We start from the raw sequence: 15,825 nt of genomic DNA on the forward strand, positions 1-15,825 counted from the left end.
TCAGTACAATTTAAATAAAGGAGACTTCCCTTTGAAAAACATGACAACCAATGGTTCCCGGTTTATCGACGCCCAAGGACGTCAAGTCATTCTTCACGGCATCAGCATGGTTTGCAAGGATAAAGAAAAAGGTTATCTCGATAATTGGTCGGACAAAGATTTTCTGAAATTGAAGCAATGGGGATTTAACGTCATCCGACTAGGCATCATATGGGACGGAATCGAACCTCAACCGGGACAGTTCGACGGCCAATACATTGAAAACGTTCGAGGGATGATCCGAATGGCTGATCGTTACGGTTTGTACGTCTTTCTGGATATGCACCAGGATTTGTACAGCTCGTTGTACGCAGACGGCGCGCCCGCTTGGGCTACTTTGATCGACGAACATGTATACGAAAAGACCGATCTGTGGAGCGACGCTTACTTATTTGACAAGGCGGTGCAAACCGCGTTCGACCATTTCTGGCGCAATACTCCCGCGTCCGACGGCGTCGGCCTGCAGGATCACTACGTCGCGGCTTGGCGTTTTGTTGCCGAGCGATTGCGCGATGAGCCTAACCTGATCGGGTACGACATGATGAACGAACCTTTTATCGGCTCCAAAGTCGAGGAGATGGTTGGGGGCATGTTTACCGCATACGGAGAATTGGTGGCGGAACGAAGGGGTCAGCCTCCCGACATGGAGGAGCTGCTCGACATTTGGACCGATCACGAGAAGAAGCTGCAAGCACTCGAAATGCTGAATTCCGTCGACGCATACCGTTATGTCATGCAAGCGACTGCTCCAGCGCAGGACGTTTTCGAAAGAACCGTGCTCTCCCCCTTCTTCCAAAAAATCGGTCAGGCCATCCGCGAAGTCGATCCGGACCGGATTTTGTTTCTCGAAACGAATTACTTTTCCAACCTTGGCGTTGCCAGCTCGATCCAGCCAATCAAGGACGCGCAAGGCCGACGCGACGAGCAGCAGGCATACTCGCCTCACGGCTACGACCTGGTAACCGATTCCGAATTCGTGCATGCCGCGGATAGCCGACGTATCGACTTTATTTTTGACAATCATGTGCAAACCCGCGACAGACTGGATATGCCAATGCTGATCGGAGAATGGGGAGCCTACGGGGAATCCAATCTAGCGGAGCAAGCGTGCCTCGACGTACAGAAAAACTTCGAACGGATGTTATGCGGCGACGTTTACTGGTGTTATTTGTATCCTGATATGGATCAATTCAGCTCCTTTAACGGAGTGTGCAGGGGGATTCCGTCAGAGGTGGCCGGAACTATTTTAAGCTATCATTACGAAAGAAGCAGCAGCTTCTTCGAGATGGAATGGGACGAGGACGGCAGTATCGACGCTCCGACGAGAATCTATTTTCCCGATATCGAAGTCATGCGGTCAGGCCCAATGTCGCTAACTTCTTCCGAAAGCGGATTTGAGTGGTCTGGCCTGGAAGGAACGAAAGCGGGATATCTGAGCATTTCGTCATCTGGAGGTGGCAAAAGATCTCTGCAGATCGGTTAATTCCTGAGGATATGGTATACTTTACGGAAGATCGAGTTGTAGGAAAGGACCGATAGTACGGTGAGCAAAAATAAAATTATCGATGCCGCGATCAAGCTTTTTTCCGAGCAAGGTTATTACAGGACAAATATGGACGACATTGCCAAAGAAGCCAACGTGGCCAAAGGCACGCTTTATTATCATTTCTCGGGAAAGGGCGAGCTCTTTGAGAGGATCGTGACGGACGGCATTCAAATGCTGATGGACAAGATCGAGGAAGTGCTGCGGCAAAACGAGGACCCGGATTGGCAAATTCAAACAATCGTAAGCAAACACATCGAGCTGTTCCTGCATTACGGGGAACTTGTTCATATTATTTCCAACGAAATCACAAACGGAATCGAACCGGATATTTTGGAGCGGATCGTGGCGCTCAAAAACAAGTATATCGCTTTCGTGGCGGACGTTCTGCGCTACGGACAAGCGGACGGCGCGCTAAACGAAATGCATTGCGAATTGGCGGCGGCCGGCCTGATCGGCATGATCCAAAGCGCAAGCTTGTACGTTATCCATCATCACGGGAAGGGAACGGTCGAAGAGTTGCACGAAACCATTAACGCCTTCGTGCTACCAGCTCTGCTGAAGAAAACATAAAGACATTATGCTTACAGCCTTATAATCGAACCGTGATTTTTTTCATATGTTACTGCAAAGGCCTTCCCAAGTTGTGGAAGGCCTTTTCCGCTATTCATTGTTAATCCCCTTTTTTCATCCCGGCCACACCGGTCTGCCGTCATATTCGACCGCGACGACCGTATTCCAATCATCGCAGTCCGCCGGATCGAGCTCAATCCACAATCTGCTGACGCAGTAGTCGCCGTCCACGCCGCCGGAGAAGCCGTGCGTTCGCTCCATGCGATACGGCAGCGGCTGACCGGAACCAACAAGATGCACGCTCTTGACTTCCCCGCCGATTTCGCGAAGCTCGATTGGGGATCGGGGCAATTCGCGAATATGCAGATAGATGATGTTCTCCTTCTTCGTCATCGGTCCATAAAACACGGGAGGATAGTGCTTGGGCACTCGTTTCGTCCCGTAGATGCTTTCGCCCCAGCGAGACAACCATCTTCCGATTGCAATCAGGCGTGCCCTCGCTTCTTCCGGCCATGTTCCGTCTGGACGAGGTCCGACGTTCAAGAGCAGATTACCGCCTTTCGTCGCAACCTCCAGCAAAGTGCCCAGCAACGTAATCTCGCTTTTGTAAGTGGATGCGTCAGGATGATAAGCCCATTGATGGTTCATCGTCATGCAGGTTTCCCACCATTCGTCTGGCGGATGATGCGGTACAAATTGCTCCGGCGTCTCGTAGTCTCCCGCACCGGGGAGACGATCGTTAATGATCAGATGAGGCTGAAGATTGAGCATCATCGTCTTCACCTCGCTGCTCCGCCAGCGATCCGCGCCGAAGCCGGGAACGTCGAACCAGATCAGGTCGATCCGGCCGTAACCCGTAAGCAGCTCCCGGAGCTGTTCGACGAAACGTTGATGGAACTTCCACCACCGATCCGGATCATACGTATTCGGTTTCGGAGATTGTATGCCCGCCGAGATCGGAATTGTAGCGAAATCCGGATCATGCCAGTCGATCGTCGTAAAGTAGAGTCCTACCTTAAGCCCCTCTTCTCGCGCGGCCTCAACGAACGGAGCAATCAGATCCCGGCCCGGTCCTCGCTTCACGGCGTTATAGTCGGTAGTGGCGGTATCGAACAGACAGAAGCCGTCATGGTGTTTGGCTGTCAGGACAATATAGCTCGCCCCGGCTTCCTTGGCCATTCGAGCCCATTGCTTGGGATCGTAGCACTGCGGATTGAATTCATCCGCCAGACTTTCATAGTCCTCCACCTTCATATGCTGGTTGCTATGGGACATTAACGGCCAGGAAGCCTCTATGCCCCGGACCGAATAAGGTCCCCAATGAATGAAAATACCGAATCTCGCTTCGTCGAACCATTGCGCTTCCGGATGTATGGCTTTCATCGATTTGTTCCCCTTTGGAATATAATCGTCATGCCGAAATCTTATTATTTCACTCGATACTCGTCAAAATAACGAGGAAGGATCGTCGTCGAGGCTCCTGGCAGCTGAGGCAGCACATAGTAGCCGTCCTTGACGGTAGCGGGCTCCTCGAAAATATGCCGGATCCACGGAATATACTCCAGCATGACGGCTCCCGGCGTTGCAGCCACAAGATGCTGATGGATCTGTCCCATGTCGCCGACATGCGGGCAGACCGGAATGTCGTAGGCCGCGGCAAGACCAGCCACCTGCAGCCACTCCGTGACGCCTGCGACGCGGGTAACGTCGACTTGAACATACTCTACAGCGCCCGACGCGATGTAATCGCGGAACGCGTATTTGTTGTAGACATGCTCGCCGAGGGCGATTGGCACGTTTAATTCATCCGCCAGCTTTTTGTGACCGGAAATATCATCGGGATTTAGCGGCTCCTCCAGCCAAATGAGATCGAATTGCTCCAGTTTTTTGCCCCAGGTCATGGCTGTCGTGATGTTCCATTGCTGGTTCACGTCGATCATAAGGCCGGCTTTATCGCCAATCGCTTTGCGGACCGCCTCTACCCGCTCGTAATCTTCCCGTGGATCCGGCTTGCCGACCTTCATCTTAACGGCGGAGAAACCTTGCTCGAGGATAGAGGTCATATCCTTTACCAGCCGTTCCTTGCTCCAATTCAACCATCCGCCGTTGGTGTTGTAAGCTTTGATTCCTTCCGGCTTATGGCCGCCTAAATATTGCCATAGCGGCTTCCCCGACGCCTTGGACATAATGTCCCACAACGCAATGTCCACCGCCGCCAGCGCCATATGAGTCACGCCGGAACGGCCGATCCAGTGCATGGGGCCGAATCGCATTTCGTCCCAAAGCTGCTTCACCATAAAGGGATCCTTGCCGATGAGCGCAGGAGCGTAATAACGATCGATCGTATCGGCAATCATTTCGTCGCCCTTCGCGCAGGTTCCCGTGTAGCCATACCCCGTCACGCCTTCATCGGTCTCGATGCGCACTCCCGTCACGCCCCAATGGGTAGCCACGTTAATAGCGTCCGTAATGGGCGGCAGAATGGGAACATGCAAAATAAAGCTTTCCGCTTTCGTGATTTTCATGAAAAATTCCTCCTTGAAGTGTCGTAATCGAATATGCGTAAAATAACCCTTTAATAACCTAACGATGCTCCTCCGTCTACCGGCAAAGCAACGCCGGTCACGAATCGGGACAAATCGCTCGCGAAAAAAATCGCGGCGTCCGCGACTTCTTCCGGCGTCGCCGGCCGGCCCAGCGGATGCATGTCGTTTAAAATGATCCGCGTCTTGGCGGGATCATCCTGTTCCTCGATCCATTTTTCCAACAGCGGCGTTGATACGCCGGCGGGGCAGATGCAATTGACGCGCACTCCGTCGGAGGCGTAGTCCAACGCGAGCGACTTGGTCATGGCGACTATCGCGCCCTTGGTAGAGGCATATACCGCATTCTGCTTCTGCCCGACCAATCCGTTTAAAGAAGCCATATTGACGATGCTGCCCTTGGACTCGCGCAGCAACGGGATGGTATGTTTGATCAGCAAATAAACGCTTTTCATGTTAATATCGATAACCCGCTGCCACTCCGTCTCCATCACATCTTCCAACGGCTTGGGCAAAATCGTAGCCGCGTTGTTGATCAGAACGTCCAGCCTGCCGTATCGGTCGCGAATCGTGGTTGCTAATTGCCGAACTTCCCCTTCGTCCGCTACATCGGTTCGAATCGAAACAGCGGGTGAAAGGCCGGTTTTTCCCACAAGAGCTTGCGCGACCCGCTCGCCTCTCTCCCCGTCCACATCCGCGACGATGACATTCGCGCCTTCCTCCGCTAATCTGATCGCCGTTACTTCACCGATACCGGATCCGCCTCCCGTGATGAGACAAACCTTATTGTTCGCGAGCATAGACGAACCACCTCCTTTCTACTTTCGTCTATTTGCATATTAATCCGTGATTGATTCCTGATTGATTGAGTTCGAATTCTTCTTACATCGTAACATCACAATGAATAACTGTATTTATCCGCTCCTCCAATCATTTGATAAATAGTCCGGTAATTTTGATTAAAATTTCTTTAAAAATGAAATAGAATAAGGTAAGCTTTCACTACGGGATTGAAATAACAGTCGCAAAGGGATGAGCATGCATGAAACGGCTGCACGAGGTCGAACCTTACGTTGGAGATGCTTTGCCCTATCTATATGATGGGGGTTACGAGGAGAAGCTGCGGGTATGCAATGTGTTTGCGTTTCATTTGTTTAACGATGGTCCTGGAGAAATGGAGATCGACGGCATAAAACATCCCATCGGTCCAAAAACGTTGGTGTTCTTAAGGCCGAACCAACCGCACGCTTTTCATATCGATGCGAAACATCCCCTCTCTTCTTACAATATCTATTGCGATTTGTGGGACAAAGAGCATCCGCTCTCGGGAAACCGGGCATTCATTTATGCGCCTGCCCCTTTCTCCTTCGAAACAAATCGGCAGGCTGCCATGCCGACTTGCGCCGATTTGGACTCCTTGCCCAGCGTGTTTTCCCTGCAGTCTCACCCCTGGTTATCTGAATCCATCGTTCAACTAACCCGTTTGTTCCACGATACTCTTTATTATAGAGATGAGTTGGTGAGCGGCTTGATGCAGAGCTGGCTGCTGGGTTGGTACAATGCGGTCCACTCGCGTCAGCCTACCGATTACCGAATCGTACGACTCCTTGCCTACTTGAACGAGAATCCAGAAGATCGCGCTTCGATCGACGAATGGGCAGCTTCCTGCGGGATGAAACGTTCCTACTTCCATGCGCTGTTTCTGCGCGAGACCGGCATGGCGCCGAAGGCTTATCAGCACAAGCTGCTGATGAGGCGTGCAGCCAACCTGTTGCAAGAAAGCGAGTTGACGGTTACTGCCATCGCGGATCGCCTGGGGTATCCTTCCATTCACCCCTTTACGAGACATTTCACCGCCGCATACGGAGCTAGTCCCCGACAATTTCGGTTAAATCGGTAAAACGGGTTTATCGTCCTGCTGTTATCATGTATGATAATAGTTCAGTACTAAACGATTTGACTACTTAGAGGATGATTGGCGACATGAGATGGCTTCGAGCACACCATCGTTTGTTTATCACATTAATAACTTCTATTGCGGGAGGATGCGTCTTCTATTTCCTGCATATTCCCCTGCCGTGGATATTGGGTCCCATGACGTTCGTGTTACTGGGATCGACCCGCTTTAAAAATCGGTTCGCATGGAACAAATCCCTGCAGAACACGGGCATGATGATCATTGCTTATACGATGGGACTTTCCTTTACGGCAACGGTCCTGCACGAAATTTCTCGCCATTTGCCCAAAATGCTGCTGATGACGGTCATTCTTGTATTGTTTAGCGTAGCGCTGGCAGCGATTCTAACCCGTCTAACGGGCGGCGACTTCCTGACCATGCTCATGGGCACGGTACCCGGGGGCTTAAGCCAGGTCGTTTTATTGGCTCAGGAGACAAAAGGCGTTAATGTGACGATCGTTACGGTCATGCAGGTCATGCGACTGATGACGATCATCGTCATGGTTCCGTTATTATTGTTCAGTCCCATTGTCGGCGCAAAACACAGCAACGCGCTTGCGCCGCTTGCAGGCGAAATGGGAGCAACGACAGCCGCTGGTCAGAGCATTCTTATTAATGCTGCCCTATTTGCCCTTGTTTGCGTTCTGTTCGCATGGGGGGCAGGGAAGCTGAAGCTGCCTACGGCTCCGCTGCTTGGACCGCTGTTCGGGACCGCATTGCTTCAAATTCTCGGCTTGTCAGGTCCCGAGCTGCCGCCTATCGTACTGATTGCGGCTCAAATCTGCATCGGCGCCTTTCTGGGTTTGCTCTTTAAGCCTGCGGAGTTTACGAACCGGTTCAAGACGCTGGCTCTGGCGCTTGCTTCCAGTCTGCTGCTTATATTGGGGACTTACTTGCAAAGCTTAATCTTGTCGGCGGATGAATCCATGTCGCTTCTGACAGCTTTGTTAAGTCTGGCTCCGGGCGGCATGGACCAGATGAGCATCATTGCTCACGAGACCGAGGCGGACGTCTCCATCGTCGTCGTTTATCAATTATTCCGGCTGCTGTTCATGTTTTTTGTCGTGATCCCGCTGCTCAAGCTCGTTGTGGACAGACTGCAGAACAAAAACCGTCAGTCTCGTGCCGGCTCATGATCCGTCAAAAGCCCAAAAAACTCGTCTCCAACGCGGAGACGAGTTTTTGGTATGTTAAATGTTATGATGATCGTGTCGTGTCATGCGCCTCGCGCTCGCGGAAGAAGGTTTTATTTGACTTACCTCGGTTTTCCGGAGAGCAAACCATAGTCGTTTGTCACCGTTGCGGCAGACATTATGGCTATAATACTAGCGAAATCGTCGATATGCTGCCAGGATGACGAGCAAAAAAAGCATATAAAGGACAATAACCCGAATCGCCCCGCCGGTGCTGGACATCCATTGATCTCCTGCCAGGGCAAAAACGAACATGGTAGGCAGCTTCCCGATCAGCGTTGCGACCGCGAAGATTCGGAAGGGCATCCGGCTGAGAGCCGCATAGACGTTGACGACGATTGCGGGAACGAACGGAAGCAGCCTGGCGAACAAGACGGCGATAAACGCATTGCGTTCCACTTGGACCGTGAACTTGCCTATCGTAGGGTTCTTGGATAGCAGCCGGCTGCCTTGCTCATGGAAGGCAAACCGCACGAGATAGAACATGATGGCGGCAGCCGCGGTCGATGAGAGAGCGTTCGCGAGTCCTCCCCAATAGGGGCCGTACTTTGCTCCGATGATACCTGCTACGATGCCGTATGGAACGATAGGAACAAGACCGAATAAAATCGCCGCCCCGATGAGAAGGACGTGATGGGACGCGCTATCTACTTGCAGCCACTGCATGATCGGCTCCCGATAAAGCAGCAATAAGGCAACGGAAGCCGCATAAGCAGCAATGACCAGACCTTTTTTGATCATGTATTCCTTCTTTCTGCATATGGTTTGGCCTGATCGTTAATGGATCTTAGGTTTTCGCTGACAGAAAGCGCGCTTCCAGCAGCCACTCTTTCTTGGTTGATGGAATGGATTCGATCGATCAAATTGTTCCGGATGCCATTCAAACTGTGAATCTGCTCGTCGATTTCTTCCAACTTCTGCTGGTAGATGGGCAGCACTTCCTCGCAGAACGATTCTTTATTCCGGATGACGCAATGGAGGAAGCTCGCGATTTGATCCGTAGTGAGTCCCAGATTCAAATAAAATCGTATCGTTTGAACTTGTTGAACGGCAAGCGGCGAATATTCACGATAGCCGTTGTCTTGGCGCAGCGGCGACAAAAGTCCCTTCTGTTCATAATATCTGAGCGAACGCAGGCTGCTTCCGGTCAATTCCGCTAATTGTCCGATCTTCATCGGGAGTCCTCCCTTCTTCGATCATTATCCTTCTATTATAAACCCTAACGCAAGTGTCAGGGTCAAGGGGTTGACCTTGTCATTAATGGCAGGGATTATACTGAAAGCGCAGCACGATTGACAAGAGCAATCGTACGTACTCTGCAAGAGTGAAAGGAGCGAATAGGATTGGCCATTCTACATGCAACGGAAAGCGATTTTGATGAAGTGATCCAATCGGAGAAGACGGTGCTCGTGGACTTCTGGGCGGCGTGGTGTCCGCCTTGCAAGCGGCTTTCGCCTATCTTGAAGGAGCTCGACGAGGAGCTTGAAGATTTTAATGTCGCCAAGGTGAATGTTGACGAACACCCGGAGCTCGCTAGCCGCTTCGGCGTGATGAGCATGCCGACGTTGATCGTCTTCCAGGACGGCCTTCCTGTCAAGAAAGCCATCGGCTTCCGTCACAAGGAAGCACTGACGGAGCTAATTGCCCGTTAGATGTTAAGGTATTGGAAGGATGAACGCAAACACTAAGAAGGACTGTGCCCTGGTCTAATAACCGGAGGCACAGTCCTTTCTGTCAAGCATTATTACTTCACGAGATCGGCTAATGCTTCTCGGACCGGCGTAGCGGGCCTGCCCAGAAGTTTTTCGAAATCGTTGCTTACGATCTCCAGATGTCCTTCCCGAATGCCTTGTTGAATGCCGACGAGAATCGGCAGGACGAATTCAGGTATGCCCGCGCTTTTCATGATATCGGAATATGCCGCATCGTCGATGTGACGTACCTGCACCTCTTTGCCGATCGTATCCGCAAGCGCAGACGCCAATTCGTCTTGCGTAAGCAGGTTGCCCGACAGCTCGTAGATCGAATTTTCATGCCCTTCTCCGGCGAGAACGGCAGCTGCTGCTTCCGCGTAATCTTGCTGCGATGCCCAGCCCACTTTGCCCGATTCCGCGGAAGTAACCCATGGCGCGCCGGCAGAAGAGGCTTTGATCGCTCCCAGTTCATTTTCCAGGTACCAGTTATTGCGCAGGAAAGAGTATGGAATACCTGTAGCGGCTATGGCCGCTTCCGTGACGCGATGAACCTCGGCAAGGAAGATGCCGCTCTCGCCCGCGTTAGCAAGACTTGTGTAAGCGATGAAACCCACGCCGGCGCGTTTGGCCGCTTCTACCGCATGGTTGTGCTGTCTGATGCGAGTCTCGTTATCTCCGTCTGACGATATGATCAGCAAGCGATCAATGCCTTGGAAGGCGGAATCGAGCGTTTCCGGACGATCAAAGTCGCCGAGTCGCACGTCTACTCCTTGCTTTTTGAGGTATTGCGCTTTCTCCGGATTGCGTACGCTGACGGCAATATCGCTTGCAGGCAGCTTACGCAGCAAAACTTCCACAATTTTCGAACCCAATTTCCCCGTTGCTCCCGTTACCAATACTTTCATCTGATGTTCCTCCTCGTTTTATACGTTGTCACCATATTCGTTATAACATGTATGGTTACAACGTTTTTAAAAATAAAAGCTCTTGGATTAGAGCTTCCACTTCAAACAAACTTCGCGGTAATTCCGCTTAAAGTCGTCTCAGCCAGTCGATTCTCTAACGCGAGTTGCGCTTCATCCATCTCCGATTGCAGCGCCGCTTCGATATTTCTGCCGACCGGGCATCGTTCGTTGGGATCCTCGTGGAACCGGAACAGCCGTTGATCCTCGACGACATCGACCGCCCTATAAATATCCAGGAGCGTAATGTCTGCCGGAGATTTCAGCAGAGAAGCGCCGCCCACGCCGGGACGTACGTCAATAAACCCTGCCTTCTTAAGCATGCCCATAATTCTACGAATGACTACGGGATTCGTGCCTACGCTACCGGCTATATAATCGCCCGTACATTCGTTCGGAAAGCTTGCGATCAGGGACAACGTATGAACCGCTATCGAGAATCTCGTACTGATCTGCTTCATGTTTTGAATCACCACCGTTGTAACCATTGTAGTTACTACGCATCGTCATGTCAAGCGTTCTACTCGAAAAAAATCCCCGCCGTCCATGTCGACAGCGGGGATGAATACCAATCGTTGTACCGTTCAGTTGATCGATTCGGCTGCCTGCACAGCTTCGTCCGCGGTCAAATTGCCCACGATTCCGTATTGGATGCCGTTTTCGATCCAATACAGCTCCACAAGCTCCGGCTGCTCGAATACGAAACCTTCGGCTCCCTTTACCTGCACTGGAGAGAACATATCTTGCGGGAAGGCAGCCTCCATGCGGCTTACCGTATACGTGAACGATCGATCGCCCGCTGCATACGTGAACACGACATCCCGAAGCGGCTCTCCTTCCATGCCCGCTGTCGTAATATCTTTAAGTAGGAAGCCTTCCGGAAGCAATGAAGGTACAAGCAGACCTTCGCCGAAAGCAGCTTTGGCTTCCTCTACCGTAGCTAACTTCGCCGTAATGAGCTGGGAAAGTCCCGTCCCCGTCCCAGTGCCGGACGATGCGCCTCCATCCGCTGGCGGTTGGCTGACACCCGTATTTCCCGTTTGCGGAGCGGGATTTGACGACGGCCCGTTTAACAGCGGGTATCCCGCGAATACGACGACGGCCATAACCACCGCGGCCGTTCCTGCAATCCAGGCTTTGGGGAGGGAGAAACCTCTTCGCTTCTGCCCTGCCGCCGCCGCTTGACTGCGAATTTTGTCCTTGGTTGCCTCGCTAAGTTCCATATTGTTAAACATCATATGATCCGACTCCTCTCGAAATTCTTCGCGTAATTGACGGTCGATATCGTTCATCTTCCGTGTCCCTCCTTCTTCATTACCTTCGCGAGCGCTTCGCGGGCCCGATGCAGACGGTTCCGTACGGTTCCTTCGGGCGCGCCGATTGCATCCGCGATTTCCTTCGTTCCCAGATCCAAGTAATAATAAAGATACAACGCTTCCTGATAAGGCATAGATAATTGAAGCACATATCGCAGCACTTCGCTCTTCTCGAATTTCTCCAGCGCTTCCTCTTCCACGCTAATCGTTCTGCCTCGATCCATGCGGACTGGATCAGTGGGCTGTTCCGCGAACATGCGGGCGCCCATCTTGTCCCGGCATACATTGACGTTATTGTCGTTAACCATGTTCGGACGCTGCTGTCTCCCCGGAAGGACGTCCACTTGCGATATGCCCTTAGAAATGTCTCCTGGCTAATATCCTCCGCGAGATGCCGATCGCCCGTATAGAAATAGGCGGTTCGCATGACGGTCGAGCCGTAGCGGTTCATGAGCAGCTCGAGCGCCGCATCGGAATCGCGAGGAATGTTTTCGTTTTCGTAGCTATTGGAGCCGGCCGGCCTCACTGGATCATCACCTCCAACCTATTAGACGGTCATTGGTTCGTTTTCGCTGCATATTTCTTCAGAGGTTGTTCAAAAAGTTCGCTTTTGAAACTTTTATTTTTTTCCACCACGCCAAAAAGCATCCGGCTGACATAGCCGAATGCTCCCTTATTGCCGAAATTTATACCATTCCTTATCCCTCAAAGGTTCTGACGATAATAACCGCATTATGGCCGCCGAATCCGAACGAATTCGACATGCCGATCCGTAAATCGGCTTTTCTAGCGGTATTGGGCACGTAGTCCAGATCGCATTCGGCATCCGGTTCCGTCAGATTGATAGTTGGCGGGATCATGCCTTCGTTCAGGCTTTTCACCAATGCGATCGCTTCTACGCCTCCTGCCGCGCCGAGCAGATGTCCAAGCATGGATTTGTTGGCGGTGACGGGGACGCGGTATGCATCGTCTCCGAATAGTCGCTTGATTGCGGCCGTCTCCGACCGGTCCCCTAGCTCCGTGCTCGTAGCGTGCGCGCTTATGACATCCACCTCGTCCGGAGTAATACCGGCGTCTCGAATCGCCTCTCGCATCGCCATGTAAGCACCGTCGCCTTCAGGATGCGTAGCCACCATATGGTAGGCGTCCGAGCTGGCTCCGTATCCGATGACCTCGGCAAGAATGCGGGCACCTCGCCGCTTCGCGTGGCTGAGGGACTCCAGTACGACGATCCCGGCTCCTTCCCCCATGACGAAGCCGTCCCGATCCTTATCGAAGGGCCGACTGGCGCCGGCAGGATCATCATTTCGCGTCGACAACGCGGTCGCATTGGCAAAGCTGGCCAACGAGATGCGTGTCACGGCGGCCTCCGCCCCGCCGGCCAGTATAACGTCCGACCTTCCGGCTTGAATGCGGTGGAACGCTTCCCCGATTGCGGTATTGCCGATGGAGCAAGCCGTGACGGGAGACAGGGTCGGTCCGTGCAGGCCATGCCGGATGCTGATGCTCGCCGCAGCCATATTGGATATCAGCATCGGCACAAGCACGGGACTGACTTTGCCGGGACCTCGGGCAAGCAGCGTTGCGTGCTGCTCCTCCAGCGTCCCGATTCCGCCGATACCGGATCCCACATAAACGCCAACACGCTCGCGATCGATCGTAGCCAGATCGAGCTTTGCGTCGAGGATGGCTTGGTCGGCGGCGGCAACGGCGAATTGCGTGAAGCGGTCCATCCTTCGATATTCCTTTGCGCCGTACAGCTCCTTGCCGTCAAAACCTTTGACGGATGCAGCGATCGTTACCTTGTAACCGTCCACGTCAAAAGCATCAATTTGCGTAATTCCCGATGTCCCCCGCACAAGCTGCTTCCACGTTTCTTCTACATCCAGACCCAACGGAGTAATGGCCCCCATGCCTGTAATAACAACTCGTTCCATAAGCGATACCTCCATGCTCATCTATTTGTGTTACTCATCTTGCCATACGATTTATCCTATTACAAGTTGTTATTTATCCTAGTATAATTAGTACCAGTATGAGTTATTGGAGGTTCCCTCATGAATCGTCAAACGAAGCTGCAAGTCTTATCCGCTTTTCTGAAAGCCGCTCGCGCACGACTTAATCCCGCGTCAGTCGGTCTGCCCGAAGGAACGCGCAGGAGAACGCCGGGCTTGCGCCGGGAGGAAGTCGCATCGCTCGCTAACGTCAGCGCTACTTGGTATACGTGGCTGGAGCAAGGCCGCGACATCACCGTATCGCCTGCCGTTCTTGATGCCATAGCGACAGCGCTTCGACTGACGACGGACGAAAGAAAATACGTATTCTCGCTTGCGCGAGATTCCGTTGCTGCCGTCCATGCTCCGGAGGAAAAGGCTGCTACGATCAGCCCTTCCCTTAATCGAATGATTACGGAACTGCTAGGCTGTCCAGCGATCATTTCCGACCGCAGATGCAATATCGTCGCATGGAATGAGGCCGCCGGCCGGGTGTTCATGGATTTCGGGAATTTGCGTCCCGATGAGCGCAATATGATTCGGCTGCTGTTCGCCCGGCGTGAATTCAGACGGCTGGCGGTGAACTGGGAGAGCTTCGCGCGGGAGTATTTGGCCATGTTTCGCGCCTATTATGGTCAATACGCGGACGATGAATGGTACGAAATGTTTCTGGAGGAGATGATGGATGCTTATCCCGACTTCTCGCGGTTGTGGGCCGCAGGCAGCGTGAGCTATGCGCCGGAAGTATTGCTTGAATTCCGCCATGCCTCCGCCGGAAAAATGCTGTTTCAATTAACGTCGCTCCACGTTCACGGAGACGCGGATCTGAGATGCAGCATCTACACGCCTGCCCAGCACTCCAATACGGATGCGAAGATGTCGGCGTTAATGGCGAAATAATTCGCGGCAAGGCGATATCAACGGCAAAAGGCATCGTCGACGACGATGCCCTTTGCATTAACATTCATGCCTTAAGATCCCTTGACCGCCGCAAGGGCGCCATCCATAGCTCGTGCTACTTTGTCGCACCAAGCGTCGAATTCGGCATCCTCTCTCTGAAGCTCGGGGTGCCCCAAAATATGCCGAATTGTCGCCTTAATGCCTTGATCGAAGCGAGTTGTAGCCGTAAATCCGGGTACGAGCCGCTTCAGCTTCGAATTGTCAAAGACGACGGAATTCGCTTTGTCCCCGATCAGACCGCCCGTATAGTCCATTTCGCTGCAAGCCGCGAGGAAGGACGAAGACACGTGAACGGCATTCAGCTTCACGCCGAGCGCGGACGCAATGCATTCGTAGATTTGATTCCATGTTAAGGACTCGTCCGACGTAATTTGCACCGCTTCTCCTATGGCATGAAGGTTGTCCATCAACCCGATGAAACCTTGCGCGAAGTCCGAATTGTGGGTCATCGTCCATAACGAGGTGCCATCTCCGTGGATAATGACGGGTTTATTCTCCAGCATGCGCTTCGCTACTTGCCATGAGCCGTTTCGACCGTGCACGCCAAGCGGGATGGATCTTTCGTCGTATGTATGGCTCGGCCTGACGATCGTAACCGGGAAACCTTGCTCCCTGTATTGTTTCATCAGATAATCCTCGCAGGCGATCTTGTTGCGGGAATATTGCCAGTATGGATTGGCAAGAGGCGTCCCTTCGGTAATCCGATAGTCGGATAGCGGCTTCTGGTAGGCGGACGCCGAGCTGATAAAGATAAACTGCTTGGTCTTGTCCTTAAACAGGCGGTAATCCCGTTCCAGCTGCGAAGGCTCGAACGCGATAAAATCGGCGACGACGTCGAATGACAGCTCCGAGATTAGCTCGGCAACCTTGCTTTCGTCGTTGATGTCGGCTTGAATGGTGATGACGTTATCCGGCAGCGTGGACTGCCTGTTCCCTCGATTGAGCAAATACAGCTCATGTCCTTGCTCTGCCAATTGCTTAGTAATCGCGGAGCTGATCGTTCCGGTTCCTCCAATAAATAACGCTTTCATCCTTTTCTCCTCCTATCAAC

At 52.5% G+C, this 15,825-nt stretch carries 17 protein-coding genes and 1 pseudogene; 6 read left to right on the forward strand and 12 right to left on the reverse strand.

What is annotated here, in order from left to right; all coding sequences use genetic code 11:
• The first annotated feature begins 40 nt into the window (after nt 1-40).
• Nucleotides 41-1,522, forward strand: coding sequence for a cellulase family glycosylhydrolase (locus KJW29_RS08905; RefSeq protein WP_246608821.1), 1,482 nt, complete (start codon nt 41-43; stop codon nt 1,520-1,522).
• A gap of 60 nt (nt 1,523-1,582) precedes the next feature.
• Nucleotides 1,583-2,155: a TetR/AcrR family transcriptional regulator gene (locus tag KJW29_RS08910; protein ID WP_214629501.1), complete on the forward strand. Its 573-nt coding sequence runs from the start codon at nt 1,583-1,585 to the stop codon at nt 2,153-2,155.
• Nucleotides 2,156-2,269: 114 nt separating this feature from the next.
• Here KJW29_RS08910 and KJW29_RS08915 read toward each other — a convergent pair whose 3' ends face one another.
• From KJW29_RS08915 to KJW29_RS08925, 3 genes are read right to left on the reverse strand one after another with little or no spacing between them, the layout of a single operon-like run.
• On the reverse strand, nt 2,270-3,538 hold the full coding sequence (locus KJW29_RS08915; RefSeq protein ID WP_214629502.1) for an alpha-L-fucosidase: 1,269 nt from the start codon (nt 3,536-3,538) through the stop codon (nt 2,270-2,272).
• Nucleotides 3,539-3,582: 44 nt separating this feature from the next.
• Nucleotides 3,583-4,680, reverse strand: coding sequence for a mandelate racemase/muconate lactonizing enzyme family protein (locus KJW29_RS08920; protein ID WP_214629503.1), 1,098 nt, complete (start codon nt 4,678-4,680; stop codon nt 3,583-3,585).
• Between the two features lie 50 nt (nt 4,681-4,730).
• A complete protein-coding gene (locus KJW29_RS08925) occupies nt 4,731-5,498 on the reverse strand; it encodes an SDR family NAD(P)-dependent oxidoreductase (RefSeq protein WP_214629504.1) in 768 nt (255 codons plus the stop codon).
• A 242-nt stretch (nt 5,499-5,740) separates the two neighbouring features.
• Between KJW29_RS08925 and KJW29_RS08930 the strand changes: the two genes are divergently transcribed.
• Together KJW29_RS08930 and KJW29_RS08935 are read left to right on the forward strand one after the other, a co-directional pair.
• Nucleotides 5,741-6,598, forward strand: a complete 858-nt coding sequence (locus KJW29_RS08930) for a helix-turn-helix transcriptional regulator (protein ID WP_214629505.1) — start codon at nt 5,741-5,743, stop codon at nt 6,596-6,598.
• Between the two features lie 83 nt (nt 6,599-6,681).
• The gene (locus KJW29_RS08935) at nt 6,682-7,791 is read left to right on the forward strand and encodes an AbrB family transcriptional regulator (RefSeq protein WP_214629506.1); all 1,110 of its coding nucleotides are present in this window, start codon (nt 6,682-6,684) and stop codon (nt 7,789-7,791) included.
• A 189-nt stretch (nt 7,792-7,980) separates the two neighbouring features.
• On the opposite strand, the gene KJW29_RS08940 is transcribed toward KJW29_RS08935, so the two are convergent.
• Together KJW29_RS08940 and KJW29_RS08945 are read right to left on the reverse strand one after the other, a co-directional pair.
• Nucleotides 7,981-8,589 carry a TVP38/TMEM64 family protein gene (locus KJW29_RS08940; RefSeq protein ID WP_214629507.1) on the reverse strand — a complete coding sequence of 203 codons (609 nt, stop codon included), beginning with the start codon at nt 8,587-8,589 and terminating at the stop codon, nt 7,981-7,983.
• On the reverse strand, nt 8,586-9,023 hold the full coding sequence (locus KJW29_RS08945; protein ID WP_214629508.1) for a MerR family transcriptional regulator: 438 nt from the start codon (nt 9,021-9,023) through the stop codon (nt 8,586-8,588). Before KJW29_RS08945 ends, KJW29_RS08940 begins: the two co-directional genes overlap by 4 nt.
• Before the next feature lie 168 nt (nt 9,024-9,191).
• Between KJW29_RS08945 and trxA the strand changes: the two genes are divergently transcribed.
• Entirely contained in the window at nt 9,192-9,500 is a 309-nt protein-coding gene (gene trxA / locus KJW29_RS08950) for a thioredoxin (protein WP_214629509.1), read from the forward strand.
• Nucleotides 9,501-9,592: 92 nt separating this feature from the next.
• Here trxA and KJW29_RS08955 read toward each other — a convergent pair whose 3' ends face one another.
• The 6 genes and pseudogenes from KJW29_RS08955 to fabF form a co-directional block, all read right to left on the reverse strand.
• Nucleotides 9,593-10,447 carry an SDR family oxidoreductase gene (locus KJW29_RS08955; protein ID WP_214629510.1) on the reverse strand — a complete coding sequence of 285 codons (855 nt, stop codon included), beginning with the start codon at nt 10,445-10,447 and terminating at the stop codon, nt 9,593-9,595.
• Between the two features lie 101 nt (nt 10,448-10,548).
• Complete coding sequence (locus KJW29_RS08960) at nt 10,549-10,965, reverse strand: Rrf2 family transcriptional regulator (protein ID WP_214629511.1); 417 nt, start codon at nt 10,963-10,965, stop codon at nt 10,549-10,551.
• A 123-nt stretch (nt 10,966-11,088) separates the two neighbouring features.
• Entirely contained in the window at nt 11,089-11,796 is a 708-nt protein-coding gene (locus tag KJW29_RS08965; RefSeq protein WP_214629512.1) for a DUF4367 domain-containing protein, read from the reverse strand.
• A complete protein-coding gene (locus KJW29_RS08970; RefSeq protein ID WP_246608659.1) occupies nt 11,793-12,128 on the reverse strand; it encodes a sigma-70 family RNA polymerase sigma factor in 336 nt (111 codons plus the stop codon). The genes KJW29_RS08965 and KJW29_RS08970 overlap by 4 nt, the downstream gene beginning before the upstream one ends.
• A gap of 41 nt (nt 12,129-12,169) precedes the next feature.
• Nucleotides 12,170-12,271, reverse strand: a pseudogene (locus KJW29_RS36030) (sigma factor); the annotation flags it as partial.
• A gap of 247 nt (nt 12,272-12,518) precedes the next feature.
• Nucleotides 12,519-13,757 carry a beta-ketoacyl-ACP synthase II gene (fabF, locus tag KJW29_RS08975; RefSeq protein WP_214629513.1) on the reverse strand — a complete coding sequence of 413 codons (1,239 nt, stop codon included), beginning with the start codon at nt 13,755-13,757 and terminating at the stop codon, nt 12,519-12,521.
• A gap of 120 nt (nt 13,758-13,877) precedes the next feature.
• Between fabF and KJW29_RS08980 the strand changes: the two genes are divergently transcribed.
• Entirely contained in the window at nt 13,878-14,714 is an 837-nt protein-coding gene (locus KJW29_RS08980; RefSeq protein WP_214629514.1) for a helix-turn-helix transcriptional regulator, read from the forward strand.
• Nucleotides 14,715-14,785: 71 nt separating this feature from the next.
• Here KJW29_RS08980 and KJW29_RS08985 read toward each other — a convergent pair whose 3' ends face one another.
• Complete coding sequence (locus tag KJW29_RS08985; protein ID WP_214629515.1) at nt 14,786-15,805, reverse strand: SDR family oxidoreductase; 1,020 nt, start codon at nt 15,803-15,805, stop codon at nt 14,786-14,788.
• Nucleotides 15,806-15,825: the final 20 nt, after the last annotated feature.

This window comes from Paenibacillus agaridevorans (genome assembly GCF_018604145.1).
Classification (GTDB): domain Bacteria; phylum Bacillota; class Bacilli; order Paenibacillales; family Paenibacillaceae; genus Pristimantibacillus; species Pristimantibacillus agaridevorans.

Excerpts from the sequence above, each read along its gene's own strand:
- KJW29_RS08905 (WP_246608821.1), top strand. The coding sequence starts at position 41 with ATGACAACCAATGGTTCCCGGTTTATCGACGCCCAAGGACGTCAAGTC.
- KJW29_RS08965 (WP_214629512.1), bottom strand. The coding sequence starts at position 11,796 with ATGAACGATATCGACCGTCAATTACGCGAAGAATTTCGAGAGGAGTCG.
- KJW29_RS08940 (WP_214629507.1), bottom strand. The coding sequence starts at position 8,589 with ATGATCAAAAAAGGTCTGGTCATTGCTGCTTATGCGGCTTCCGTTGCC.
- KJW29_RS08970 (WP_246608659.1), bottom strand. The coding sequence starts at position 12,128 with ATGGTTAACGACAATAACGTCAATGTATGCCGGGACAAGATGGGCGCC.
- KJW29_RS08930 (WP_214629505.1), top strand. The coding sequence starts at position 5,741 with ATGAAACGGCTGCACGAGGTCGAACCTTACGTTGGAGATGCTTTGCCC.
- KJW29_RS08985 (WP_214629515.1), bottom strand. The coding sequence starts at position 15,805 with ATGAAAGCGTTATTTATTGGAGGAACCGGAACGATCAGCTCCGCGATT.
- KJW29_RS08955 (WP_214629510.1), bottom strand. The coding sequence starts at position 10,447 with ATGAAAGTATTGGTAACGGGAGCAACGGGGAAATTGGGTTCGAAAATT.
- KJW29_RS08935 (WP_214629506.1), top strand. The coding sequence starts at position 6,682 with ATGAGATGGCTTCGAGCACACCATCGTTTGTTTATCACATTAATAACT.
- KJW29_RS08945 (WP_214629508.1), bottom strand. The coding sequence starts at position 9,023 with ATGAAGATCGGACAATTAGCGGAATTGACCGGAAGCAGCCTGCGTTCG.
- fabF (WP_214629513.1), bottom strand. The coding sequence starts at position 13,757 with ATGGAACGAGTTGTTATTACAGGCATGGGGGCCATTACTCCGTTGGGT.
- KJW29_RS08915 (WP_214629502.1), bottom strand. The coding sequence starts at position 3,538 with ATGAAAGCCATACATCCGGAAGCGCAATGGTTCGACGAAGCGAGATTC.
- KJW29_RS08925 (WP_214629504.1), bottom strand. The coding sequence starts at position 5,498 with ATGCTCGCGAACAATAAGGTTTGTCTCATCACGGGAGGCGGATCCGGT.
- KJW29_RS08920 (WP_214629503.1), bottom strand. The coding sequence starts at position 4,680 with ATGAAAATCACGAAAGCGGAAAGCTTTATTTTGCATGTTCCCATTCTG.
- KJW29_RS08960 (WP_214629511.1), bottom strand. The coding sequence starts at position 10,965 with ATGAAGCAGATCAGTACGAGATTCTCGATAGCGGTTCATACGTTGTCC.
- KJW29_RS08980 (WP_214629514.1), top strand. The coding sequence starts at position 13,878 with ATGAATCGTCAAACGAAGCTGCAAGTCTTATCCGCTTTTCTGAAAGCC.